General features: G+C 37.9%; 23 protein-coding genes and 1 pseudogene. 12 read left to right on the top strand and 12 right to left on the bottom strand.

Annotation, left to right across the window (positions count from 1 at the left end; genetic code table 11):
- Window positions 1–208: 208 nt before the first annotated feature.
- Genes BN2458_RS00365 through petA form a run of 3 tightly spaced genes read right to left on the bottom strand, consistent with a single transcriptional unit; the run spans window position 209 to window position 3,062 of the window.
- The gene (locus BN2458_RS00365) at window positions 209–1,315 is read right to left on the bottom strand and encodes a c-type cytochrome (RefSeq protein ID WP_034325871.1); all 1,107 of its coding nucleotides are present in this window, start codon (window positions 1,313–1,315) and stop codon (window positions 209–211) included.
- A gap of 1 nt (window position 1,316) precedes the next feature.
- Window positions 1,317–2,546: a cytochrome b gene (locus tag BN2458_RS00360; RefSeq protein WP_058122006.1), complete on the bottom strand. Its 1,230-nt coding sequence runs from the start codon at window positions 2,544–2,546 to the stop codon at window positions 1,317–1,319.
- 9 nt (window positions 2,547–2,555) lie between these two features.
- On the bottom strand, window positions 2,556–3,062 hold the full coding sequence (petA, locus tag BN2458_RS00355; protein WP_034325870.1) for a ubiquinol-cytochrome c reductase iron-sulfur subunit: 507 nt from the start codon (window positions 3,060–3,062) through the stop codon (window positions 2,556–2,558).
- A gap of 200 nt (window positions 3,063–3,262) precedes the next feature.
- On the opposite strand from petA, the gene BN2458_RS00350 reads away from it, so the two are divergent.
- The 11 genes from BN2458_RS00350 (at window position 3,263) to BN2458_RS00300 (ending at window position 16,525) form a co-directional block, all read left to right on the top strand.
- Window positions 3,263–4,111, top strand: a complete 849-nt coding sequence (locus BN2458_RS00350; RefSeq protein WP_034325869.1) for an NAD+ synthase — start codon at window positions 3,263–3,265, stop codon at window positions 4,109–4,111.
- A 21-nt stretch (window positions 4,112–4,132) separates the two neighbouring features.
- Window positions 4,133–5,074, top strand: a complete 942-nt coding sequence (locus BN2458_RS00345; RefSeq protein WP_052082027.1) for a tetraacyldisaccharide 4'-kinase — start codon at window positions 4,133–4,135, stop codon at window positions 5,072–5,074.
- Between the two features lie 116 nt (window positions 5,075–5,190).
- Window positions 5,191–5,646, top strand: coding sequence for a thioredoxin-dependent thiol peroxidase (gene bcp, locus BN2458_RS00340; protein ID WP_034342099.1), 456 nt, complete (start codon window positions 5,191–5,193; stop codon window positions 5,644–5,646).
- Window positions 5,647–5,908: 262 nt separating this feature from the next.
- Window positions 5,909–7,492, top strand: a complete 1,584-nt coding sequence (locus BN2458_RS00335; RefSeq protein WP_058122005.1) for a saccharopine dehydrogenase family protein — start codon at window positions 5,909–5,911, stop codon at window positions 7,490–7,492.
- Window positions 7,493–7,548: 56 nt separating this feature from the next.
- Window positions 7,549–8,013, top strand: coding sequence for a restriction endonuclease (locus BN2458_RS00330; RefSeq protein WP_011115936.1), 465 nt, complete (start codon window positions 7,549–7,551; stop codon window positions 8,011–8,013).
- 93 nt (window positions 8,014–8,106) lie between these two features.
- Entirely contained in the window at window positions 8,107–10,767 is a 2,661-nt protein-coding gene (locus BN2458_RS00325) for a site-specific DNA-methyltransferase (protein WP_034342735.1), read from the top strand.
- Window positions 10,768–10,770: 3 nt separating this feature from the next.
- Window positions 10,771–11,493 carry a DUF4145 domain-containing protein gene (locus tag BN2458_RS00320; RefSeq protein WP_034342732.1) on the top strand — a complete coding sequence of 241 codons (723 nt, stop codon included), beginning with the start codon at window positions 10,771–10,773 and terminating at the stop codon, window positions 11,491–11,493.
- A 2-nt stretch (window positions 11,494–11,495) separates the two neighbouring features.
- The gene (locus BN2458_RS00315; RefSeq protein ID WP_052082101.1) at window positions 11,496–12,053 is read left to right on the top strand and encodes a DUF1643 domain-containing protein; all 558 of its coding nucleotides are present in this window, start codon (window positions 11,496–11,498) and stop codon (window positions 12,051–12,053) included.
- 9 nt (window positions 12,054–12,062) lie between these two features.
- Complete coding sequence (locus BN2458_RS00310) at window positions 12,063–13,064, top strand: virulence RhuM family protein (RefSeq protein ID WP_034342729.1); 1,002 nt, start codon at window positions 12,063–12,065, stop codon at window positions 13,062–13,064.
- Complete coding sequence (locus BN2458_RS00305; RefSeq protein ID WP_034342726.1) at window positions 13,057–15,900, top strand: DEAD/DEAH box helicase family protein; 2,844 nt, start codon at window positions 13,057–13,059, stop codon at window positions 15,898–15,900. Before BN2458_RS00310 ends, BN2458_RS00305 begins: the two co-directional genes overlap by 8 nt.
- Window positions 15,901–15,919: 19 nt before the next feature.
- Window positions 15,920–16,525, top strand: coding sequence for a DNA-deoxyinosine glycosylase (locus tag BN2458_RS00300; protein ID WP_034342724.1), 606 nt, complete (start codon window positions 15,920–15,922; stop codon window positions 16,523–16,525).
- 386 nt (window positions 16,526–16,911) lie between these two features.
- Here BN2458_RS00300 and BN2458_RS00295 read toward each other — a convergent pair whose 3' ends face one another.
- The 8 genes and pseudogenes from BN2458_RS00295 to BN2458_RS00265 all read right to left on the bottom strand — a co-directional run bounded on the left by BN2458_RS00295 (window position 16,912) and on the right by BN2458_RS00265 (window position 23,677).
- A complete protein-coding gene (locus BN2458_RS00295; RefSeq protein WP_034325862.1) occupies window positions 16,912–17,280 on the bottom strand; it encodes a hypothetical protein in 369 nt (122 codons plus the stop codon).
- Between the two features lie 10 nt (window positions 17,281–17,290).
- Window positions 17,291–19,002 (bottom strand): annotated as a pseudogene (locus tag BN2458_RS10760) (LeoA/HP0731 family dynamin-like GTPase).
- Window positions 18,999–20,942, bottom strand: a complete 1,944-nt coding sequence (locus tag BN2458_RS00285; RefSeq protein ID WP_161594509.1) for a GTPase — start codon at window positions 20,940–20,942, stop codon at window positions 18,999–19,001. The pseudogene BN2458_RS10760 and the gene BN2458_RS00285 overlap by 4 nt, the downstream one beginning before the upstream one ends.
- Window positions 20,942–21,115, bottom strand: a complete 174-nt coding sequence (locus BN2458_RS00280; protein WP_156407264.1) for a hypothetical protein — start codon at window positions 21,113–21,115, stop codon at window positions 20,942–20,944. The genes BN2458_RS00285 and BN2458_RS00280 overlap by 1 nt, the downstream gene beginning before the upstream one ends.
- Window positions 21,116–21,264: 149 nt before the next feature.
- The gene (locus tag BN2458_RS09780; protein WP_156407263.1) at window positions 21,265–21,426 is read right to left on the bottom strand and encodes a hypothetical protein; all 162 of its coding nucleotides are present in this window, start codon (window positions 21,424–21,426) and stop codon (window positions 21,265–21,267) included.
- Window positions 21,427–21,582: 156 nt separating this feature from the next.
- Entirely contained in the window at window positions 21,583–22,131 is a 549-nt protein-coding gene (locus BN2458_RS00275; RefSeq protein WP_034325859.1) for an RICIN domain-containing protein, read from the bottom strand.
- Between the two features lie 9 nt (window positions 22,132–22,140).
- The gene (locus BN2458_RS00270; RefSeq protein ID WP_034325857.1) at window positions 22,141–22,962 is read right to left on the bottom strand and encodes a cytolethal distending toxin subunit B family protein; all 822 of its coding nucleotides are present in this window, start codon (window positions 22,960–22,962) and stop codon (window positions 22,141–22,143) included.
- Between the two features lie 10 nt (window positions 22,963–22,972).
- Window positions 22,973–23,677 carry an RICIN domain-containing protein gene (locus tag BN2458_RS00265; RefSeq protein WP_034325855.1) on the bottom strand — a complete coding sequence of 235 codons (705 nt, stop codon included), beginning with the start codon at window positions 23,675–23,677 and terminating at the stop codon, window positions 22,973–22,975.
- A gap of 158 nt (window positions 23,678–23,835) precedes the next feature.
- On the opposite strand from BN2458_RS00265, the gene BN2458_RS00260 reads away from it, so the two are divergent.
- A complete protein-coding gene (locus BN2458_RS00260) occupies window positions 23,836–24,477 on the top strand; it encodes a GyrI-like domain-containing protein (RefSeq protein ID WP_034325853.1) in 642 nt (213 codons plus the stop codon).
- Here the strand turns inward: BN2458_RS00260 and BN2458_RS09775 are convergent.
- On the bottom strand, window positions 24,446–24,610 hold the full coding sequence (locus BN2458_RS09775; RefSeq protein WP_156407262.1) for a hypothetical protein: 165 nt from the start codon (window positions 24,608–24,610) through the stop codon (window positions 24,446–24,448). The two genes, BN2458_RS00260 and BN2458_RS09775, sit on opposite strands and share 32 nt — an antisense overlap.
- Window positions 24,611–24,614 lie beyond the last annotated feature (4 nt).

The following is a 24,614-nucleotide window of genomic DNA, read 5'->3' as shown; positions in this document are numbered from 1 at the left end:
AAACGCTTGTATTTTGTGCTTATTGTTAGCACCTAGCCTAATAATATATATTTTATTCTGCTGACTTTATTTAGAATCTAATATGTGCTTTGGGGGATTCTATACAGATTCTATTTGATATATTTATGTTTTGTTTTATATGGAGTTTTGTCCCTCCTATGCAATCGCGCAAAAAGCGCACCTACCCATTAAGCAGGTGCTTTGGCAATTAATGCACTTCGCTCCAAATGCGTTTTTTCCATAGGTATGCGAGGATACTCATCACACCAAAGAAAATCATTATATAAATACCTAAACTTTCTCTTTGCTCTTTTTTCGCATCGCCAACAGATTCTAAATAAGCTACAACGCGTTCTTGTGCTTCTTCTGTTAGCCCCACACGTGGCATAGAAAGTCCAACCGGCATTACGCCGAGCTCTTTAGCAAGATTGCTATAATCTCTATCATCTTGCCAAGGACTCTTTTTATCATTTGCAGGAAGTGAGCCCTCTTTTTGAATAATCGCATCTTGTATGGATTTAAACGATACATTTTGTGGGTCGTTGATGAAATGCTCCAAATAATGTTTGCCCTTAGCACGAATCATCATTGACAAATCAGGCGCAGGAGAGCCAAGATACGCATCAAGACTTTCAGGTGAAGTGCGAGATGCCACATTATCATACTTCATCGTATGGCAACGAGAGCAAGCATTCAAGAAAACAGCCTTGTTTGTGAGGTTTTCTTCAAGCGTTGCAATTTGGCTTTGTGTTTGCTCACTAGAGTGTCCCGCCTTTTCAATCGCCTCTTTTTTAGCCGCAAACTCTTGAGATTCTAGCACTTGCTTTTTAAGCGAGATAGAGCCGATTGACTTAAGATAAGCCACGATGTCTGATACTTCTTGTTTTGTATCATCGGTCATTCCAAAATACTGCGTCATTGGGAAATCGCCATTTGGGAACTTATGTGTAAGGTGGAGCGCATTTGCAGGATCAAGAATGAGATTAGCCAAAAACTTCTCATCATAGATTGCACCCGCAACAGACAAATCCGGTGTAAAGATAGTAGCTTCCTTATTATCGCGGAAATACATAGTCATCTCTCCACCAGCAATTCCTACGCTATTAACAGTGTGACAAGCAACGCAGTTTTTTTCTACATATTCTTTACCTCGAGCCGCATCACCCTTACTTAAGTCAATATCTTGCAAGTCATTAAATGCAAAATCAGCCTTTGCTACCTCTGGATGAAAAGTTTTGTGAGCGAGAGGCTCAACACCCCAATACAGCACACCCACAATGATTACAATAATCGCTAAAATTTTTATCTCTTTCATTTTAGTGCGCTCCTTTCTTTTGTTCAAGTATTGTTACTACTGGTAATGCAACAAACACAAGGAATAAGAATCCAATAGAAGCTACAAAACCAATGAAGTTGTTTGCTCCTTCAGGTGGGAGCTTACCAAAGATAGTAAGCACTATCATATCCACTATGAGAAGACAAAACCACAAAAGATAACCTGGGCGTCTGTGCGCTGGAGCAACAACAGAGCTTCTATCAAGCCAAGGCAAGAACAAAAATGCTACTTGTGCGATACCAAATGCTATTAAGCCCAAATCCGCGCTAAAGAAGAAGCCTCTTAACACTTCATAACTCCACAAGAAATACCATTCAGGGTAAATATGTGCTGGAGTTTTGAGATTGTTTGCTGGTTCAAAGTTGATTGGATCCATTGCAAAATCAAAGTGGAAGCATACAAGATAGAAGAAACCGATCATAAACAAGCACACTACAAAAATGTCTTTTGAAAGGAATACAGGCCAAAAAGGAATAACCTTAGATTCTTTTTTCTTGCCTTCTTCATATTTTTTGGCTTCCGCTTCATAATCAATATGTTCGCCATCTTCGTTATTTACATGAGGCATTCTCAATGTATAGAAGTGTAGCCCGATAACACCAAGAATAACGATGGGCAACAAGCACACGTGAAGCATAAAGAATCTTGTCAATGTAGAATCTGCTACAACAAAATTACCACGCACCCATTCAACTACATCAGGTCCAATTACAGGAATACCGCCAAAAAGATTTGTAATCACAGCAGCAGCCCAATAACTCATTTGCCCCCAAGGCAACATATACCCACTAAACGCTTCGGCAGAGAAAAGCACGAAAATAAGCATACCACCAATCCACACCATTTCGCGTCCCTTTTTGAAAGAACCATAATAAATAGCCACGAACATATGGATATAGATAATGAGGAATATCATACTTGCAGCTACTGCGTGGATATGTCGCCATAGCCAACCAAACGCCACCTCTGTCATAATCGTATGATTGACACTATCAAAAGCAAGATTCACATCAGGCTTATAATACATCAAAAGAAAGAATCCAGACACTACAAGTAGCGAAAACAATGTGAGTAGCACAACACCCATAGCCCATAAGAAGTTGATGTTTTTTGGAATCCAATATTTTGTCATCAACACTTCTACTAATTTTTTAACAGCAAGGCGTTGGTCGAGCCAATCCACCAAGCCTCCAGCTTTTTTAACTTCCATATCGCCTCCTTATGCGTTTGCTTCAAGTAGGGCTTTATACTCTTGCCCCTCTTCGCCTAGCACCATTTTTGTCCCATCAATCTTAAATGGTGGAATATCCATAGGACGAGGTGGTGGTGTGCCAGCCTCATTTACCCCAGAAGCGTCAAATCGTCCGCCGTGGCACGCACACGCAAACTCTTGATTTGCTTGGTTGAAGCTAGGGATACAACCCAAGTGTGTGCAGATTTGAATCCCAACCGTATAAAGCGCACCATTGAGTTCAAAATCTCGTCCCTCTATTTTCTTGCTATTAGGTAACTTTTTGAGGATATACACGGGTTTCCCCCTCCATTCCACCGTTTGAAGCACTCCTTCTTGCAACGCACTTAAATCAAATGTTGTAAAACCAGCCGAAACAACGCTAGGCAGCGGGTCCCAAGAACGCTTCATTGCATAGAGCGAAGCGATACCACCCACAGCAGCGACACCACCTAGAGCCATTCCTAGAAAATCGCGTCTTTTTGTGTCTTGCATCTTTTCTCCTTTCTTTTTTGTCCTTGAAATATAAAACCAAATATCCTATGCAAAAAAGCCTTAAATATTGTTTATTTTATGAAGCTTTTTTTGTTTATTTTTATAGTGTGTTATAATGTGCGACATTTGTAACGCTACGATAGAAAACATCACTATGAACCTTTCTTACATTGAGATTTGGCAATAACTTAGGAGTGAAAATGGATAAATTTGTACGTAAGTGCTCGTATTTTTTGAAAGATGAGTTTGACAAACGCGGTTTCAAAAGAGCAGTTTTAGGCTTAAGCGGTGGATTAGATTCTGCTCTTGTGGCGACTTTGGGCGTTTTAGCTTTGGGTAAGGATAATGTCCGTGCCTTGCTTATGCCCTCTCTTAGCTCAAGCCAAACGCATTTTGACGATGCACTTTTACTCACCCGACATTTAGATATAGAATATAGAATCTGCCGCCTCGCACCCTTTCAAAAAGACTTTGCAAAGCAGGAGGGTATGGACTTAGGCGCAGATTCAATAAATCTTAACAACACACAAAAACAAAGAATGGGAAATTTTTGCGCTCGAATGCGTATGGCATTGCTTTATGATTGCGCGAGTGCGGATAATGCCCTCGTGCTTGGCACGAGCAATAAAAGCGAGATTTTACTAGGCTATGGCACGATATTTGGCGATTTAGCCTCCGCCATAAATCCCATTGGGAATCTCTACAAGACGCAGGTTTTTGCCCTCTCGCGTTTCCTTAATGTGCCAGAGCATATCATATGCAAGAAGCCAAGTGCCGACCTTTACTCTAACCAAAGTGATGAGGGGGATTTAGGATACAGCTATGAGCGCATAGATAGCTTTTTGCGTGCATTTGTGAGTCGCGGTGGGCTAGAGGCAGCAGGAGACAAAGAGGCGCAAGAGCGCGTGAAAAATAGACTTTGTGAAGAGGGTTTTGAAAAAGAAATGGTAGAAGCTTTAAGTGCGCGTGTATGGAACAATGCCTTTAAACGCGCTATGCCTCTTATCTTTAGCGGCGATTTTGAAGTAGATTCTAAAGCGCAAATATAGAATCTAAAACAAGGAAAAACAATGCGGTGGATTGATGTGTATTTTTATCAGCCAAATATATGGCAAAAAACCCTAGCGATACTGCTTTTACCCATTTCTTTGCTCTATGGTATAGGGGCATATGCGAGAAGAAAATTTGCCCGATTTCATCACTTCCCTTTGCCAATAGTGAGCGTTGGGAATCTCATTGTAGGGGGCAGTGGCAAGACGCCCTTTATCATCGAGGTGGCGAGGCATTTTGAAAAGGTGGCGATTGTCTCAAGAGGCTATAAACGCGATTCAAAGGGGCTTGTCGTAGTGAGTGAATGGGGCGAAATACGCGCCTCACAAACAGAATCTGGCGATGAACCCTATCTTTTAGCGCGGGAGCTTAAAAACGCGAGTGTGATTGTGAGTAAAGATAGGCGCGAAGCCATAGAGAAAGCCATAGCAATGGGTGCGAAAGTGGTGTTTTTAGACGATGGATTCCGTTTTAAGTTTAGTAAGCTCAATATTGCGCTCGTGCCACTTTTGCAGCCCTATTTTAAGCTCTGTCTGCCAAGCGGTATGTATCGTGAGCTACCTAGTGCCTACAAAGAGGCGGATTTGCTTGTGCGTGAGGGCATAGACTACACGCGTGAGGTGCATATAGAAAATCCAAGCGAGAGAATGCTCCTTTTGACAGCTATTGCCAATCCCGCAAGGCTTGATGAATTTTTGCCCTCTGTCGTGGGTAAAATCACATTGAGGGATCATTCAACTTTTGATAAGGCATTTTTATCACAAATGATAGAGAAATACAATGCCACTTCTTTACTTGTAACGAGCAAAGATGAGGTAAAACTTTTAGAATCTGGCTTCAACCTAAGCGTGATGAGGCTAAGGCTCGTGATTGCAGAGGATATTATGGAGCGTATAAAAAGCTATGTGCGCGACTTTAAGAGCAATGCTGATGAGAAAAAGACTCGAGGGCAGATTCTATAAAATCTCGCATTTGTAAAGGATTTGATTTTAATCCAAAATCGCCCTTAAGATTCTTAAAATGGATTTCATAATGCTAGAATCTAAGCGCAATTTCATCATAAATTTAAGGAGTGATAATGCAACTACAAAAAGGCGATAAAGCACCACAATTTAGGCTAAAAGGTGCTGATGAGACAGAAATAGCTTTATGCGATTTGCTGGGTAAAAAGGTGATTGTGTATTTCTACCCTAAGGACAATACGCCCGGCTGCACGATTGAGGCGCAAGAGTTTAGTGCGTTGCTTGATGAGTTTGGTGCCAAGGGTGCAGTGGTGGTTGGCATAAGCCCTGATAGCCCCAAATGCCACCAAAATTTTATCAGTAAGCAAAATCTTAAGATTCTACTCCTAAGCGATAGCGATAAAAGCGTGGCAAGTGCCTATGGTGTGTATGGCACAAAAATGATGTATGGCAAGGAGGTGCAGGGCATTATTCGCAGCACATTTGTGATTGATGAAAATGGACTTATAGCGCAAAGCTTTTATAATGTCCGCGCCAAAGGACACGCCCAAAAAGTGCTTGAGGGACTTTAGATTCTATAAATTTTGCGAAATTTATAGAATCTATGTGACAAGCTCTAGCCAATGGGTGTGTGGCGTGTATTTGTGTTTCTATCTACTCGGCTTTTTGAATGCATTTTATAGAATCTAAACGCGCTTAGCATTTGTGGCTTAAGACAATCAGCGATACCACAAATCTTAAGATAAATGTTATAATGGTGCTTATTTTGCCTACCTATCTAGCTTGAAGCTTTCGCGCTTGGGCTAGGAGCGTGGGGTTATCTAGGAGTTAATTATGGCAGTTGTTTTACAAATCGGAGCAGGTGGTGTAGGGGGTGTTGTCGCGCACAAAATGGCGCAAAATCGCGAAGTGTTTTCACGCATTATTTTGGCTTCACGCACACTTAGTAAATGCAAGGCAATCGCAGATTCTATCCGCGCTAAGGGTTTAGGCGAAATTGAGATTGATGCAGTTGATGCAGATAATGTGGAATCCCTTGTGGCTTTGATTAATAAATACCGCCCAAAAGTCGTGGTGAATGTCGCGCTTCCCTATCAGGACTTGAGCATTATGGAGGCGTGTTTGCGCACAAAGACGCATTATTTAGACACTGCAAACTACGAACACCCCGATTCCGCGCATTTTGAGTATAAAGAGCAGTGGGCGTATGACACGCGCTACAAAGAAGCGGGGATTTACGCACTGCTTGGCAGTGGCTTTGACCCGGGTGTTACGAATGTCTTTTGTGCGTATGCGCAGAAGCATTATTTTGATGAGATTCATAGCATTGATATTTTGGATTGCAACGCAGGAGACCACGGATACGCCTTTGCGACAAATTTTAATCCCGAGATAAACTTGCGTGAAGTCAGCTCTAAAGCACGATTTTGGGTGAAAGATTCTCAAAGTCAATATGCACAAAACTTTGACCTCTCGCACGATAGCATTTATCGCAAATTTGAGGCTAAAGAGAAGCATTTTAAATTGGAATCTAACACGCAAGATTTGAAAAATGAGCCATATTTTAATGGTGAGTGGCGCGATATTCCACCCCTTGCGCTGATGAAAGAGTGGGATTATCCCGAAGTGGGTGTGAAAAACAGCTATTTGCTTTATCACGAGGAGCTAGAATCGCTTGTGCGTAATATTAGGGGCTTAAAAAGAATCCGCTTTTTTATGACTTTTGGCGAGAGTTACCTCACGCATATGAAGTGTTTGGAGAATGTAGGGCTTTTGCGCGTGGATTCTGTGGAACACAAGGGGCAAAAAATCGTGCCAATAGAAGTGTTAAAGACACTTTTGCCCGACCCTGCAAGTCTAGCTTCACGCACAAAGGGCAAGACAAATATCGGCTGCTACATTAAGGGCGTGAAAGAGGGCAAGGAGCGCACGATTTATATCTATAATGTATGTGAGCACGAGAAATGCTATGCGGAGGTAAATGCGCAAGGTGTGAGCTATACGACAGGTGTGCCTGCGATGATTGGGGCGAAGTTGATATGCGAGGGCAAATGGGGCGTAGGAGCAAATTCGGTTTGTAGCGACTTTTTGAGGAGTGCATCGGACACTTCATTGCGGAGTATGTCTAATACACCTCATTCGCTTACCTCGCACAACCTCAAAAATTCATCTACAACCCTAGAATTTGCGGATTTAAAGGGATCTTACAATGCCGAGCGTTTGGAGGCAAACAAGGATATGCCACAGGGCGGTGAGGCGCAAGGTGTGGATTCTCAAAATGGCAGTGGTGTGTGGAATATGGAACAAAACGACCCCGACTTCTTTATGAGTGAGCTAAACAAGCAAGGGCTGCCTTATGTCGTGTTGGAAATAGAATCTAATGGAGAAGCAAAAGTGCTAGAAGATGGGAGAGGGTGAAACTTACTTAATGGTGTTTGTGGCATTTGAGTATTTAGAGGAATAAGGAGACATTTGTGGGTGTATTGTTTAAATTATTACGTTATGTGTTCTTTTCTAAAAAGCGCACGATGTATGCTTACAGAGAGAATAAAGATTCTAATAATGCACGACATAATAAACAAAAAGGCGATAAATACGAATTGCAAATTGTTAGGCATTATAAACAGCAGGGTTACAAGGTATATCCTAAAGGACTTAAGGAGGGTCGGCGCGATAAAGGCATTGACATCATTGCATATAAAGGTAAAGAGGCACTTTTGATTCAGTGCAAGAATTGGGAGCGTTCGCAAGTGAAGCAGGAGCATTTAAGAATCTTTTTAGGCGATTGTACAGCATACTTAGAGCAAAATCAAAAGATTTTTGCTAAAAGAAGTGTTCGCCGAGTGTTTGTAACGAGTTGTGAAAATGTGGATTATGGGGTAAAAAAATTTTTGGAAGAAAACGATATGGAGTATAAGATTATTCCTTATTTTGCGTAAAACTTGCACTCAAATTCAAAAAACAATCCAATAAGAAATTAAGCCCAATATCGCTAAAATACAGCAAAGTAAAGGCATAAGGGAGTGTTATATATGGATTACAAAAAAGCATTTTACAGCAAGCTAGAGGATTGCTATTTGGGCGTGAAAATCAAGGATTTTCATCAAGGGAATATTGCTAAAAGTGGCTTTAGCAATCTGCTAAAAATCAAAGAGCAGTATTTCGCCCATATCAAAGCCTACTTAGATTCACAAATTGAGGGAGAGCTACAATCTCACGATATTTATAACAAACTCTATACTTTCTTTGATAGCTATTTAAATGAGAGCGGCACACCATTTTTTAGTGATACTCCTGCTTATAAAAACATCTACGCCAAAGTATATAGCAACTCCAAAGACACAAGCCTATTCTACAAAACACAAAATCTCTATTATGTCAAATCCGACACGCTTTACCAAAGCCTTACCTTAAGCAATGAAAAGCAAAGTTATGAAGTCATATTTGATGCGAGTGAATATAAGCAAAACGCCGATAACACGAAAAACAAAATTATTTTTAAATTTGTAAATGTTGAAATAAATGATGAGGACAAAGCACAGATTCTTATCAAGGTAAGCAACCAAAAAGACTTATTCCCAAATCTCAATAATGTCTTTAAACAAAATTCTAATGAGTTTAGCGAGGAGTTTTTAAAGACTTTAAAACAAAATACAATCCTTAAAGATTCTAAAATCAAAATCAATGAAGAGGAATTGAAAAAAATCTTTAGAAGCTATAAAAAGCAAAGCGAAATAGATTTCTTTATCCATAAAAATGCGACTGCCTTTTTAAAAGAGCAGTTTGATTTGTGGATGTTTGGCTATCTTTATAAAGAAAGTGCAATTCAAGAGTGGAATCCAGAGATTATCGCACATTTGCAACGCATTAAAAATATCGCTTATGAGGTGATTAAGCTTATAGGTGATTTTGAAAATGAGCTAAAGGCTGTATGGCTAAAGCCCAAATTTGCAAAAAAGACAGAGTATGTTTTTAGTGTGGATAAGCTTAATCCAAATCTTATGGATTCCATAATAAACGACAAAGGCTTTGAGGCTCAAATCAAAGAATGGCAAGAATTAAATCTCGTTGATGAGGATTTTAACAAAGAAGATTTATTGAGTAATGACAAATACCGCTATCTCCCCCTTGATACAAAGCACTTTACCAAAGAGACAAAATACAAGATTCTAAGCAGTTTTGAAGATTTAGAATCTGTGTTGAATGGCGAACTGATTAAAGCGGATAATTTTCAAGCTCTCAATTCCCTAATGCCAAAATATCAAGGCAAAGTGGATTTAATCTATATTGACCCGCCTTATAATGCTCCTGCAAGTGAAATTATTTATAAAAATAATTTTAAAGATTCTACTTGGCTTAGTATGATGGAAAATCGTTTAAGATTAGGTAAGGAATTTTTAAGTCAAAGAGGGATTCTCACTTGTGCTATTGATGAAAATGAGCAAGAAAATTTAGGATTACTCTTAAGTGATATTTTTTATGAATATGAAAAAACTTGTGTGAGCGTTATGCATAACCCAAAGGGTATTCAAGGTGGTTTTATTGCTCAAAATAATGAATTTGCCTATTTTTTATCGCCCGAAAAAATGGTTTCTAATAATAAGCCTATTCCAAAAAATAAATGGAAATACGACCATTTGAGAAATTGGGGCGGAGAGTCTGAAAGACATACTGCTAAAAATTGTTTTTACCCTATCTATGTAAAAGATTCTAAAATTATCGGTTTTGGTGAAGTGTGTAAAGATGATTTTCACCCAACCGCAAATGTTGCTAGAGATGATGGAATAATTGAAGTTTATCCAATAGATTCTAATGGTATAGAGAGAAAATGGACTTATGCGAGACAGAGTATAGAATCCATATGGAAAAATTTAAAAATTGAAAGAGATAAAGATGGGATAATAAGCATTAAAAAGCCTATTGTTGAAGTAAGATTTAAAACCATTTGGGATGAATCTACTTATATTGCTGGGGATTATGGTTCAAAAATTCTTACAAATATCCTCCCAAACAACGAATTTGACTACCCAAAATCCATTCACACCGTAAAAGATTCTATTTATTTGGCAAGTAAGGAAGATTCTGTAATTTTAGATTTTTTTGGTGGGAGTGGCACTACTGCTCACGCAGTTTTAGAGCTTAATCGTGAGGGTACAAATCGTAAATTTGTGCTAGTAGAGCAAGGGGAGCATTTCTATAATGTGATACTCCCACGCATTAAAAAAGTAGCCTTTAGTAGCGAATGGAAAAATGGAAAATTAAAAGATGATAAGCAAGTAAAGCCTTTAAATATTGCATTTCGCTACTATGAATTAGAATCCTATGAAGAGGCTTTGAGCCATTGTGAATATGTGCTTGAGTGTAAAGAGCCTCAAAAGGTAGAAAACAAAAATAACTACAAAGGTAAAGACTATGCCAAAGCCGAATCGATACTCGACTATCGCAAATCCCGCAAACTCATTGATAAGCTACATAAGGGCGAGAGTGTGTGCCTTGATATGCACACAGAGTATAGAGAGGAGTTTGATATTTTTCACACTATGGCAAATTTAATGGGGTGGAAAATCAAGCGATTATTTTTAGATTCTAAGGGCATAGAATCTTGCGAGTTTGATAATGGCGAGATTCTAAACCTAGATTCTATTGATTTGGCAAAATACCCAAAACTAAAAAACCTAATATGGTGGGAGTAGGGAATGAATACTATATTTAAAGAACCAAAATTTAACGAATCATCATTTACTTGTCCGCATTGTGGAGTGTTAGCACAAATGGTTTTTGTTATTCCTAGTGTGCTTAAAGAGAAAACAGATATTACGAAAACTGCCCTAAATAATTTAAAAGAATATTTTGAAAAATATTCTGAATATTATGCAGGATATATAGAAAATATACAAGAAATTATGAATATTTATGCAACATATGGAAATTCATTTGCAATCTGCCAAAGTTGCAATGAAATCAGTATTTGGATAAATGAAAAAATGGTATATCCCAAAGCTCATTTAACGCCTCCACCAAACAAAGACTTGCCCGATGAGATAAAAGTAGATTATGAAGAGGCTTCAAATATTGTGCAAGATTCTCCACGAGGGGCTTGTGCTTTGTTGCGTTTAGCTTTGCAAAAATTAATGATACATTTAGGGGAGGATAAGAATCTTGATAAGGCAATTAAAAGTTTGATTGATAATAAAAAAATTGATGAAACTCTGCAAAAGGCTTTAGATTCTGTACGAGTGATTGGTAACAATGCCGTTCACCCTAATGAACTTGTCCTAAAAGATAATCATGAGATAGCCATAGCTTTATTTAAAATTGTTAATTATATTGCTAAAAATATTTTAAGCGATAAAAAAGAAATTGAGGAAATTTATAGCCTTTTACCTGAAAGTTCAAAAAGAGAAAATAGGGAGAAATAACCATGCAAAAAATACTATTTGATACTTATGAATATAATGATAAATGTAGGTTTGTGCTAGGAAATAATGGTAAGAATCCTTTAATCTGTATTGGCATAAATCCTAGTAATGCAACAAATCAAAGAAGCGATAAAACAATAGCAAAAATTCAAAAAATCATTCAATACAATGGCTATGATGGTTTTATGATGATAAATCTTTGCTCTAAAATTTCACCATATCCAAAAGATATTCCTTATAAGTTGGCAGATTGTTATCATAATGAAAATCTGCGACATATAGAAAATGTTTCTAAAAAATATCCTAATAGCGATGTCCTTGCTTGTTGGGGGAATAGTTTTTATATGAGGGAATATCTACCGCAAATATTATTAGATATTGTAAATAAATTAGGTAAGCATAGAAAATGGTTTTATTTAAAGGATTTGACGAAAAAAGGAAATCCAAGACACCCATTAGCAAGATATATACCATTTAATTCTGAATTAAAAATTTTTGACATTCATTCTTATATCGCAAAGAATCAATATGTTAAATCTCTTTCATGCCATACAAAATAAAGGCACGCAATGAAACAAGATAAGCAAACAAATCCAATCATTATCTATCAAGATAGTGCAAATAATCCCGCTATTAACATAAGATTAGAAAATGAAACCTTATGGCTTACGCAAAGGCAGATTGCCGAGCTTTTTGATAAAGATAGAAGTGTGATTACTAAGCATATCAAAAATATTTTTGAAGAGGGTGAATTAGTGGAAAATTCAGTATGTGCAAAAATTGCACATACTGCAAATGATGGCAAAACTTATGAGACATTGTATTACAACCTTGATATGATTATCTCTGTGGGCTATCGCGTCAATTCCAAAAGAGCCACGCAGTTTCGCCAATGGGCAAGTAAAATCTTAAAAGAATACCTTGTCAAGGGCTTTGTGCTTGATGATGAGCGGTTAAAGGGGCAAAAACAAGATTATTTTGATGAGCTTTTAGAGCGACTTAGAGATATTCGCTCTAGTGAAGCAAGAATGCACGCCCAAGTGTTAAAGATTTTTAGCACTGCCGTAGATTACGATAAAGATTCTTCGCAAGTCCAAGAGCTTTTTAAAACTATTCAAAACAAACTGCATTATTCCGCACACGGACGGACAGCGAGTGAGATTATCTTTCAAAGGGCAGATTCTGATAAAATTAATATGGGGCTTACAAATTTTAAGGGCAAAATGCCTACCAAAAAAGAAAGCGAGATTGCTAAAAATTATTTAAATCAAGAGGAATTAGAGGCATTAAATAGAATCGTTACAGCGTATTTTGAATTTGCAGAGCTTAGTGCGCTCAATCGTGAGCAAAAAAGTATGCAAGAGCATTTAGAAAAACTCAATGAGTTTTTAAAATTTAGTGGGCGGGAAGTGTTGCAAGGTGCGGGGAAAATCTCTCATCAAAAAGCCCTAGAAAAGGCACATAAAGAATACAATCTTTACAAACAAAAAACAAAAGAAGAAATAGAAATCGCCTATGAGGAATTTAATGCACAAACAAAAGCCTTGAGAAAAGGAAAAGCAAATGAGTAAAACAAAATCCGCACAAAAAGCAACTTTAGAGAAAAAATTGATTCTTAAAGAAATCCTTGCGCCAAAGATTCAAAACTTTGAATCCCTTTTTGCCTCCCTTGAATTTGGTAGCTTTTCTCATAGCATTTCTTTGCAAGAATATCAAATCGCAGCCCTTAAAAGCGCAATTGCTGCTTTAAGCCTCTATACACAAAGCCCCGATTCTCTTTACCAAAATTATTTAGAGTGTGGATTAGAGGGCATAACAAAAGAGCAAATCAACACAGCAAGTTTTTGGATGGCAACGGGGAGCGGCAAAAGTATCGTGATGATAAAGTTTATCGCGCTTTTGCACGATTTGTTTGCGCTGAAAACTTTGCCTGCCAAACCCATAATGTTGCTTGTGCCAAATGATAAGATTTTAGAGCAGTTTAAGGCGCATATCAAAGAATATAACGCATATCAGAGCAAAACGATTGCTTATAAGGATTTAAAAGACTATGAAAGCGTGAATTATGGCACTTCACTCTTTGATGAGAATATCGTCTTTATCGGACGCAGTGATTTACTAGATACGAGCGAAAATGTCGGCAAGGATTCTAAGGCGAAGAGATTAAATTATAAGAACTTTTTAAGAGATGAGGGGTGGATCGTGCTACTTGATGAGGCGCATAAGGGCGATAGTAAAGATTCTGTGCGCAAAGGCTATATAAGAGAGCTTGCAGAGGGTAATGGCGAATCTAACAAGGGCTTTATTTTTAATTTCTCTGCAACCTTTAGTGATAATTTTGATTTGCAAACTTGTGCGTTTAATTATAATTTAGAACGATTTAATCTTCAAGGCTATGGCAAAAATATCGCGGTGTTGGATTCTGATTTAAAATCCTTTAGGGATAAAGAAAAAAATGAGGAGCAAATCGTAAAAATCTTAGAGAGTTTTATACTCTTTTGTGCGATGAAAAAGCATAGAGAAAACATAATGCAAGAGTTTAGCAAGAACTTAAAACTTGCCTATCATCAACCGCTAATTATTGCTGTTGCGGATAAAGTCAATACGCAAGATGCGGGGATAAAGCTTTACTTTGAGGCGATTTTACAGATTTTAAAAGAAGATAGAGACATTACGCCTTTAGCACAAAATCTCTATGAGAATCTTTCACAAAATCAAAACTTGTATTTTGATAAAAATCTAAGCTTAGATGAGGAATTTTTAGAGCTTATTCTAACAATGGATTCTAAGACTTTAAGGAAAGAAATGTTTTATGCCTCGCAAAGTTCTATGATTGAGGCGTGTAGGATAAAGGGCAATACCAAAGAAATTGTCTTTAAGTCCAAAAATGCTAAAGAGCCCTTTTTACTTTTAAATATTGGAAGTATTCGAGAATGGGAGAAGCAATATCTAAGTAACTTGGGTATTGAGAGTGGAGAAGATATTACCAATGGATATTTTCAAGATATTAATCATAGCGACTCGCCCATACAAATTATGATGGGGAGTAAAGTTTTTAGTGAGGGTTGGGATAGTAACCGCGTGAATATGATTTGCTTTGTTAATATTGGTAGCAAAAATGCAAAGAAATATGTTTTGCAAACTATTGGTAGAGGTGTGCGAATTGAGCCTTTCAAGGGAGTGAGAAAAAGGCTTGCAAAATGTGATGTGTTAGACTATCACCAAAAAGAGAGTCTGTGTAAGGGAAGTTTGGGTATCGAAACACTCTTTATTATGGCAAGCCAAAAAGAAGCGATTAAGGGGATTTTAGAGGGGATTGAAGAATTTATTCAAAATCACCCCCTAAATGGCTTTAAAAGAAACAAAACCTTTCAACCTCTCCTTGTGCCAAAATATAGAGATTCTGGAGAAATGCAGAGAATCTACCATATCTCCCAAAGCGACTTTAATGCCATCCAAGATTATATAGAATCCTTTGATGTAGATGTTTTGTTATTGCAGACAAATCTTAAAGCGAGGGACTTAGGATATTCTACGCTTAGGAAAATACAGGAAAAAATGAATGATAAAACACAAGAAGATTCTATTAAAATTATCGGAGATACCAAGCAGCTTGAGGCGAAAAATGTCTTAAGGACTTTGGATACTTTCTTTCATTCTGCACAACAAAAATTTGATAGATTTGAAAGCTTACAAGATGAAATTTGCCATTTTGAAAAGTTTAGCTCCACGCTTGATTTTAGTATTGTAGAAGAGATGAATGCAAAAATAAAAGAGATTGTAGAAGCAAAAACTATGGAGGAAAGAGAGGATTTAGAATCTAAGGGAGTGCCAAAAGAATACATAGAGACAATCTTGCAAGCACAACAGAATGAAAAAAGAGCCGAAGTCTATGGATATGTTTTAGATTCTAGTTTGCAAGAGCATTATTATAGTCCTTTAGTGATTGATAACAACAATGATAGCAGAATTGTTTATGCTATTAGAGAGCCAAGCGAGAGAGAATTTTTGCAAGATTTACAAAAATATTTGCAAGAAAATAATAACGCATTAAAGCAATATGAATGGTGCTTTAGCAAGATTGTAGAAAATGTAGATTCTATTTACATTCCTTATTTTGATTCACAAAATCAAGCGTATAGGAAGTTTTATCCTGATTTTATCTTTTGGCTAAGGCATAAGCAAAGCAAGGAATATAAAATTATTTTTATAGACCCAAAAGGATTGAGGCTTGAGGCAAATGCGCGCTATAAGCTGCGTGGCTTTAAAGATATTTTTGAGAAAAATTCGCTTCATTTTGATAATCTTCCTATTGAAGTATTTTTGTTTTACTATAATAAACAAAATTACCCTATTTCAAATATGCAAAATCATATCAAATCTACTATTGCGGAATTGTTTATATAATAATATTAGGAATGCCCGAATGCTCCTCCACCCTTTCGCGCCTAGCACTATCGATAGAGATTCTAAAGTTCTCATTCTCGGTTCTTTTCCCTCTGTTGCTTCGCGGGAAATGGGATTCTATTATGCGCACCCACAGAATCGCTTTTGGAAGGTTTTGGGAGCATTGTTTGATGATGAGGCGATATATTTAAAATCTACAAAACCAAGCGAAGAACAATATCGGCAACACATCACAGCACAAAAAGCATTTTTACAATCTCATTCTATCGTTCTTTGGGATATTGTGCAGGCGTGTGAGATTCAAGGTTCGAGTGATTCGAGCCTCAAGAATATCGCTTTTAATGATATTTTTGCGCTGCTACACATAAGCAAGATTTGCGCCATTTTTCTCAATGGCACAAAGGCAACAACGCTCTTTCAGCAATATTGCAAGAATCTAGCCTTTCCACTAAAGATTCAGGCTTGTCTGCATTATAAAATCCTTACCCCAACACAGTCTCTCGCCCTCAAATTTACGCGAGAGATTCGCATCTTTTCTTTGCCCTCAACAAGCCCCGCAAATGCAAAATATAGTCTCGATTCTCTTATCGATTCGTGGTGCATTCTTTTGGATTTTTGCGGGTGATTTCATTATTCATCTCTATTCCGCTGTCCTAGTTTACGAAAGTAGTTTTCCAATGTCTTTTTGAGCAATTCTTCGTCTGGCATGCCGTCCGAAAAAGTGAAGCCATAACGTTTTTTGGGTGGCAATGCCTCGCCCGACATCATCTCGCCACATCTGGGGCAGGCGCATGCGTATTGCGCGTGCAATGGGTTGAGCGCATCACTTTGGGGTTGGTAGATTCTCTAAAGCCACACTTGCATGTATATTTTACAGCCGCTGGTTGTATCATCTCGTTCCTTTCTGTGTTGCAATGACATCATAATGATAAAAATTAATCTAAAATCTTCTATGCCAAAATAGGCACATCTGAAGCCGCAAAAGACAACAAATAGAATCACAATTTGGTTTTATGATTTAGTCAGCTTCACATGTGTGTCAGAGATTTTTTCCATATTATAATCTCTCAAGCTGTTCAAAATACCAACACCTCCTGCTGCCACCGCAATGCTGATTGCTGTTGCGGTTGTGGCAGCACCAAGAATGCCCACAGCTCCCGCGGCAGATGCTGCAGCAAATCCTGAAGTGATTCCAGCGGTTGCGGGCGAAACCATGAGGGAAGCCACCGCGACTCCAATCGCACCAATGGCAACCAACCATGCCACTTGTCCCGTTGCCTTAATGCCAATAGTATGCCTTGCTAAGTCGCCATATATTTCGATGCTGCTTGCACCACTTTCAATTGCTTCTGCCAATTCCTTTTCTGTTGTTGCTTTCATTCTCTCTCCTCTATTGATTTTGTCCCATGAGTAGTTGTTTAGATTGTTCTTCAATCTTTTTAGCCTCATTTGCCCATTGTTCAAATGTTTGTTGTTTGGATTCGATAGCCTTCATTTCATTGTTTATCTCTGTATATTTATCTTTTAACTGCATATAGTTTTTAAAAAATGTTTCTATAAAACTTTCACCATTAACAAGCTCTAAGATTTCTTTTCTTTGTCCCTCAAGATTTTCTTTAATGCCATCTTTTACTTTTTGAAATTCCTGCTCTTTCTCGTATTGTTTGTAGCTATCCCATAGCTCAAATGCTATGCCCGCTACGGCAACGGCAACATTTGCCCCTTTTGCAAGCTTGACGGCACCCCAAGGTTGAAATTTTAAGGCTTGAGTCAAATCTACGCCCACTATTTTTCCAAAATTTACCATGCTATCTCGTACTATTTTTACATTATTAGCATTAATGACTCCAGATTTTTGAATATAGCCCAATCCCTCTTTCCCTGCAGTATTTATAAACTTAGAAAAAGTGTCGATTTTTGCTTCAAAATGTGTAGCAATTTTTTGAAATTCGAGATGCACATATTCAGTTTGTTTGTCAAATTCATTCTGGATTCTTGTATTTAGAATAATGCCCTCACTTCTATCTCGCGTTCAAAAAATTCTCCAAAAGTTTTTAGGCTTGTGCCTTGTAGTTGTAGAATCAGGTCTGTAAAATAATTTGTCGCAAAATTGCGCAAACTTCTTCTTGATTCTGAAATATTTTCTTCTAGTCTTTTCATGTCTGACTGCAAGTGCTTTGTGCCTTCAATAAATCTTATTTTGGCTTGACTTATATTTTCATTTTCATCTGTAATTAGTGGTAATTGTTTGTGTATTACATCTGCAATTATGCTTTTTATGCTTTCAAGCACAATAAGTTCAAAACCGCCATTAGTTATGATTTTTTCTTGTGTAGCGTTTTGTAGGCTTTCTATATGTGATAGTGCTTTAAATTCTTGCATGTTTTGTTGCCAATGTTCAAAGCCCTTATCAAGAGGATTTGCCGCAACGGCTACAATTGAAAGAGTTTCACATTCCTTGTTGGATAGTTCAATCAAGTCGCTCAATCTTTTGGTTATGCTTTCCTTTTTAATTTTTAAGGCTTCTTGGTAAGAATCTTGTTCTTCGATGTCAACGACTTCATCGAATTTACTTAAAACAAAAATGGTTCTTGGCAATAGATTTAACGTCCTAAATAGCCAGTTTAAATCATCTTTATGACTTTCTTTAATAGGATTTGCCGCATTCATAACATACAAAAGCAAATGTGCTTCGCTGATATATTTACGCGTGATGTCTTTGTATTTTTCAACATTTGCGCCGCTATGTTTTTCCTTAAAGCCAAACAAGCCAGGTGTGTCGATGAGCTCAATGTCATCTCCTAGTTCATATATTGCTAGCATGTCTGACGATTCTTCATGGCTAATTTTCATGCTTGATTTATCAAGTCTTTCAAGCCATGCCGCCGCAATAGACGTTTTTCCTTCTGAAAATCCACCAACGAGAGCCACTTTGAGCTTTTTGGAATCTATCTCACTTATTGTCCTCAAGAGCTTATTGATTAGATTTTCATCAATGAATACTTCTATCTCCTTTCCTTTTTCCAAGAAAGCCAAAAGATTTTTACAGGTCTCTAGGGCTTTACTTTGTTGTTCTTTGAAACTCTGAATAGTGTTTGTCATGGAAGTTCTCCTTCGCGTTGGATTTGGTATGTGAGTTGCTTGACTTCTTTTTGTGTTCGACAAATAAAAATATAAGGCTCTCGTATGTGTTCAGTTACTGTTTCGCATTCTTGTTGGAGCGTTTGCATATACTCATTTACGTTTCTGCGAAGCTTCTCCAGCTCTTTTTCTGTGTTTTCTTTGATATTTTCTGATATTCTTTCGAGATTTTTGTTAGCTACTCTTTTTTGCTCCGATTTTTTATAATCGGAGCTGAAAAATTTATATATAGACTTACCAAGACCTATCAACATCGCTATCCCCATTAGTGCAGCAGCCGTCCAGCCTACGGGATTCCAAGAGTTTGCCAGGGTAAAAGGAATTCCCACAGTGTCAATGCCACTTTTCATGTCCATAGATATATCATGTCCAAAGTCTATTTGAAGATTGTAATTAAAGTCTTGAATCATATACGAAATGCGTCTCTTGAGATTATCTAGTTCTTCTTGTATGTCTTTTTGTAGTCTTTCAAACTCTTTATCACTCACATCGGAATCAATGAGTTTATAAGTATACTTCCTTATATTTATTTTAAATTCTTCGATACATTCATCAATCTTATTTGAGATTGCTTTTAGGTTTTGAGTTTTGATGTGTTCAAGATTATTTTTTGTATCATCTACTTCATTTTTGGCATCGCTTAAAAGTTTTTCGTATGTCGCAGAAATCTTTGTAAGTAATCCTTGAAGTCCACAAAGTATTGCATTGGCTCTATTGTAATGGGATTTTTTGATTTTGCCTTGTGTGTCTTTGACCAAATCCCTTACAATAAAATCTGCAAATTCCCCAAAACCACTTTTCTGAAGTAAGGTTATCGAGTCATATTTACTTAAAAATTTTTCCCTCTCACGTTTCTTGCTTTCAGCAAACAAACATTCAGCAAGAGCCAGAAAGGCTACTTTTGCAGAAAGCTCTTTTCTGCCAACATAATGTTCGCCCAAAGCTTCTTGCATTTTTTCATCGAGCACTTGTAGGCTTTGCTTTTCGCCCTCATTGACCAAAGCTTGTTCTAGTCGTTGAGTATTGGTGATGGATTTATTGAAGATACTATATACTTCTGTTTGTGCACCTAAATGCTCTTTAATTTTTTCGAGCGTGCCTTTTTTGTTATCATCGCCCTTTTGTGGAGGAGTGGGCACGCGTGTAATATAGAACACACAATGCGCCTTCCTTGTTGCGGAAAGTATGGAATTGTTCACTTGTATTTCATCGCCTTCAATGCCGGGCACATCAAGGATTTGGAAGTTTTGATTGTTGATACTAAAGATATAAGAAGTTACCTCACGCGTGAAATCCGAACGTCCATCGCCAATTATGTTGCCATCACTCAAGCGAAGCAATCTATTCAATAAGGTCTGTAAGGATTCTTGAGTTTGATTGTAGAGTGATTTCTTATTATCAAGCTCTTTTTCAAGATTTTTAATTTGTTTTGCTAGAGAATGGGTGCTAAAAAATGAGAAAAAGCGATACCAAAGAGATTTTCGCTTATGTTGTTCTAATAGCATTTGTTCTAAAATATATTTAGATAATTCGTCAATAGCTTGTTCTTGTTCATGTATATTTTGTTCCAAGTTTTCTTTTTGTTTTATAAATGGCTCATAGATATTTTTAAATTCATTCCATGAATCCATTTTTGTTTTTTCTCCAAAATAAATCCGCAGGGCTTCAATGAGAGTAGATTTTCCTGCATTGGTTTCACCATAGAATGCAATGGTAAAAATATCCCATTCAGCATCTTGGTTTAAGGAATCTAACTTGGAATCAAGGTCTTTTTGAACATTTTCGAGAGACAGAACTTGTTTTTTAAAATATTCCCCTTCTTGATTGGCGAGGCATGCATTGATTTCATGAAGTTTGGCTTTAACGTTATGGTAGATTTCCCTAAGATGTGATGGATTCATCATGCATTTCCCCCAACAAGCGAAATGCAGTATTTCTTGCTTTGTTTGTGTGGTTTCTTGAGCGATGGGATTCCGAGCATAGCCTGCGCATAGGCAAGTAGGGTTTGAAGCGGATTTTGTGCGCAAGCCTCACAATGCGAGCCTGCATAAATTCCCGCAAAGGTGTCGCGCAAAAATGCGGCATTGTCTATGTCATGCGCCTGTGTGGAGTGTGTGGAAGATTGTTGGAAATGCCTAGATAGAGCTTGAGATTCTGCCCATCGCAATCAACGAGATATGCGAATTGCCCCCCCAATATTTGCTGCTGCCGCTGTTGTTGTACTCATTTTGTGTCTCCTTTTTGAAGTGTTTGCAAGATGCTTTGCTGTGTTTGTAGCTCATCAATTTTGGCTTTGCTATCGTGAATCTCTTTTTTGAGATTCTCAATATCTTTTTGCCTAAGCTGCTTAAATTTCACAAACATAGCATTATGTTTTTCGCCCAAACACAAAATACCTTTGATTTTATGCGTTGAGACTTTATCAACGAGAGATATAATTACACAGAAACTTTGGAAATTTAAAATCTAGCAAGCAAAAATAACTCTTTGTTTTACCTTAAATACAGCTTAGATTCTAAATTCACAAACTCCCCCTGCCCCCTACGGATTAATCGTCTTTGCCTCTCTTAGCTCGGGCGTTATCAAAATAAGATGGCTAACAGGCACATTAGAGAATTTATCGACAACACAATTCTTGATGCCTATGCCCACGCCTGAGGGTAGTCTCGGATTCAAAAACGCAGCGATACATTCATCTTTATTCAAAACAAAAGAGCGAATCTGCACCGCATCTATAGCAGTTGGTATAATCGTAAAGAGGGTTTGAAACTTTTGACTACGCAAATCCTCCTCGCAAGACTTAAGCCCAAAAAATCCACTCTCTTCAATCCCCAAACACATATCCGGCTTGTTTGTATTAACAAATTGCACTGCGCCCAAATTAAATTTATCAAATGGATCACCCTTGCGCATTTGTGGAGTAAGCGCAATTTCTTTGAGATTCCAATTTGGATTATCCGGGTCTGGAGCTAGCGCATCGCCTAGCATAACACTCCTTAACGAAAATGGTGAAGTAAAATCAGGTAAATCCTCTGGATCATCTGCATACAAAAAGGCAAAAAAAGCAAAAATCAATAAAAATTTTTTCATAGTTACCTCCTAAAAGCGTCCAAAATGCACCGGAGTATGGTCGGATGCAAGGTGTGCGCGGATATTTGCCACCATAATGAGCGCAACAATGGGTGGCAAAGACAAAGCAGAGCGGCTTTCGCTTGAGCGACCAATCACAGCGTAATCAAGCGTCCTGTTTGCACCCCTTGCACCAAAATGCGTGGCAGAATTTGGGGCGGCGATTCTAATATGATTTGTGATTCTGGTATCAAGCCCCGCTTGTAAATTTGCCGGGTCTCGATTAAAATCCCCCGCAATAAGCCAATTATACTGCGGCATATTGATAAAATTATCATGCACTGCTGTAACCAATGCAGCAGCATCCCCACCACCACTTGCTAATGCGTGGATATTGAAAAATACATCATTGCCAATGCGAATACCAAGCACTGGGCGCGAGGTTTGCGGAGCAATTGTGCTTTGAGAAATCACAAACACCTCATCAGCTCTCCTATCGCTTACTATGGCGAGATTCACTCTCCGTGCTCCGACATCAAGTGGCGCGTAATAGATAAATACATTGCGTGGGCGAGACGATGAGCCAAGATTCCAAGTGAATTCCTCTACCGGTGTGCCACCGGGCTGCACTCTCCGCTCTGTCCTAACCGCTGAAGAAGGAACTGCACCCGCCTCTTGCACCATAAGAATATTTGCAGGATTAGCACCGGTTACAAGCTGTCGCACACTTATATTCCATTTACTTTCGGTATTTGCTGATGAGCCTTGCAGATTCCAAGTGCTTACTCTAAATTCTTCAAGATTTGCAAAAGCAAGGTTAAAACTTATAAAAAGAAATAAAAATATTTTCATTATTTACTCCTTAATTTGTTGAAAAAATCACTGGCGCAGGGTTTATGATCGGTACCATATACCACTGCTGGTCAAGATTGGGCATATTGATAGCACATTGCGTAAGAAAGATACTATAATAGGTCGTATGGCGGAAAGTGGGTGTTTGCAGACAAGTTTTTGTAGCGACATTTTGAATCTGCACAGCTTGATTATCAAAAAAGTTAAAAGTCCAAAACTGCGTTGATGCCTTTTGATTGCATTGGCTGTGAATCACGCCATTTCTATATGCCTCTAGACAAGTGCCTTTAGCGATATTTTTAATCATCACTTGATGATTTTCAAAGCTCACCACGCGCCAAAATAAAGCCTCCCCAAACTCGTGCGCATCAAGCGGAGGATAACCCCACACCCAATTCCCCTCCTTCAAAGCCCAAAGCGTCAAAACGCCCCCACTTGAGGACATAATCGATACGGGGTCGGATTCATTTTTAGGCACTTTTGGCGCATTAGATTTTAAATCTCTAAAGGGTAGTCTTTTGTTTTCTTGCTGCTTTAAAATTTTGCGCGATTTTTTGCCCGGTATCTTTAAATTTTTAGGTGGTGTAGGGCTATCCCCTATGCCTAAATTTTTTTGTTTTATGTATGTGTGTTGTGGTATATTTGGCGCTTTTGACCCGGAAGAGCAGCCTATACACAAAACACTACAAAGAACAATGTGAGGTAGGAGTTTCATAAAAGTTCCTTTAAATATAAATTCTGCGGATTTTACAGAATCAATGAAAATGTATTGCAAACCATTATCAAAATTGATATAATACCCCGTAAGCTCGTGTTTAATTTGGCTATAATGTCGTGCAAGATTCTAAAGCCAAATTTTCACAAGGAATCCCTATGAAATACGACTACAAAAAGCAAGAAAAGACACTCTATGGGGCAAAGACAACACCCTGTGTGCTTGAAATACCAGCACAAAATTTCATTACGCTTACAGGCATAGGAAATCCAAATGAAGAGATTTTTTCACACAAAGTTTCTGCGCTTTTTTCTCTTGCTTATGCGCTCAAAATGGCATATAAAAAATCCCAACTTTTACAAAAAGACAAAAACACGGGTGAAAATATTGACGATTATGCTGTGTATCCATTAGAGGGCATATGGGGCAAAAAGCAAGCAGCAGGACACGAACAGGCAAAGCTAGATAAAGATGAGCTCCATTACAAAATAATGATATGCCAACCTCATTTTATCGGGCGAGAACATATAGAATCTACCAAAGAAAGCCTGATAAAAAAGAAAAAACTTGACTATCTTACTGACATTGACTTTGAGACTATGCAGGAGGGCAAATGTGTGCAAATGCTACACAAGGGCGCATTTGATGATGAACCTAAAACTTTTGCGATAATGGATAGCTATTGTCTAGCACATCATCTTACACGCATAGACACGATACATACAGAGATTTATTTAAGCAATCCCCACCGCACTGCACCTTGCAATTTTAAGACGATTTTGCGATACAGGGTGCGCTGAAATAATGCAAAGATTCTAAAGATTGATAGGTTTTTTGAATCTTTTCAAGATAACTTGCATTGTTTTCCACTTTTTCGCCCAAAATATGATAATCTAAAGAAAATACAACCAAAAACACATTATAATCACGCAATTTT

The sequence above is a fragment of the Helicobacter typhlonius genome (assembly GCF_001460635.1).
Taxonomy (GTDB): domain Bacteria; phylum Campylobacterota; class Campylobacteria; order Campylobacterales; family Helicobacteraceae; genus Helicobacter_C; species Helicobacter_C typhlonius.
The sequence above is the reverse complement of the archived record's forward strand: the minus strand, read 5'-3'. Positions and strand labels throughout refer to the sequence as shown.

Bases quoted from the DNA above. Each gene is read 5' to 3' on its own strand.
- BN2458_RS00365 (WP_034325871.1), bottom strand. From the start codon at position 1,315: ATGAAAGAGATAAAAATTTTAGCGATTATTGTAATCATTGTGGGTGTG.
- BN2458_RS00360 (WP_058122006.1), bottom strand. From the start codon at position 2,546: ATGGAAGTTAAAAAAGCTGGAGGCTTGGTGGATTGGCTCGACCAACGC.
- petA (WP_034325870.1), bottom strand. From the start codon at position 3,062: ATGCAAGACACAAAAAGACGCGATTTTCTAGGAATGGCTCTAGGTGGT.
- BN2458_RS00350 (WP_034325869.1), top strand. From the start codon at position 3,263: ATGGATAAATTTGTACGTAAGTGCTCGTATTTTTTGAAAGATGAGTTT.
- BN2458_RS00345 (WP_052082027.1), top strand. From the start codon at position 4,133: ATGCGGTGGATTGATGTGTATTTTTATCAGCCAAATATATGGCAAAAA.
- bcp (WP_034342099.1), top strand. From the start codon at position 5,191: ATGCAACTACAAAAAGGCGATAAAGCACCACAATTTAGGCTAAAAGGT.
- BN2458_RS00335 (WP_058122005.1), top strand. From the start codon at position 5,909: ATGGCAGTTGTTTTACAAATCGGAGCAGGTGGTGTAGGGGGTGTTGTC.
- BN2458_RS00325 (WP_034342735.1), top strand. From the start codon at position 8,107: ATGGATTACAAAAAAGCATTTTACAGCAAGCTAGAGGATTGCTATTTG.
- BN2458_RS00320 (WP_034342732.1), top strand. From the start codon at position 10,771: ATGAATACTATATTTAAAGAACCAAAATTTAACGAATCATCATTTACT.
- BN2458_RS00315 (WP_052082101.1), top strand. From the start codon at position 11,496: ATGCAAAAAATACTATTTGATACTTATGAATATAATGATAAATGTAGG.
- BN2458_RS00310 (WP_034342729.1), top strand. From the start codon at position 12,063: ATGAAACAAGATAAGCAAACAAATCCAATCATTATCTATCAAGATAGT.
- BN2458_RS00305 (WP_034342726.1), top strand. From the start codon at position 13,057: ATGAGTAAAACAAAATCCGCACAAAAAGCAACTTTAGAGAAAAAATTG.
- BN2458_RS00300 (WP_034342724.1), top strand. From the start codon at position 15,920: ATGCTCCTCCACCCTTTCGCGCCTAGCACTATCGATAGAGATTCTAAA.
- BN2458_RS00295 (WP_034325862.1), bottom strand. From the start codon at position 17,280: ATGAAAGCAACAACAGAAAAGGAATTGGCAGAAGCAATTGAAAGTGGT.
- BN2458_RS00285 (WP_161594509.1), bottom strand. From the start codon at position 20,942: ATGAATCCATCACATCTTAGGGAAATCTACCATAACGTTAAAGCCAAA.
- BN2458_RS00275 (WP_034325859.1), bottom strand. From the start codon at position 22,131: ATGAAAAAATTTTTATTGATTTTTGCTTTTTTTGCCTTTTTGTATGCA.
- BN2458_RS00270 (WP_034325857.1), bottom strand. From the start codon at position 22,962: ATGAAAATATTTTTATTTCTTTTTATAAGTTTTAACCTTGCTTTTGCA.
- BN2458_RS00265 (WP_034325855.1), bottom strand. From the start codon at position 23,677: ATGAAACTCCTACCTCACATTGTTCTTTGTAGTGTTTTGTGTATAGGC.
- BN2458_RS00260 (WP_034325853.1), top strand. From the start codon at position 23,836: ATGAAATACGACTACAAAAAGCAAGAAAAGACACTCTATGGGGCAAAG.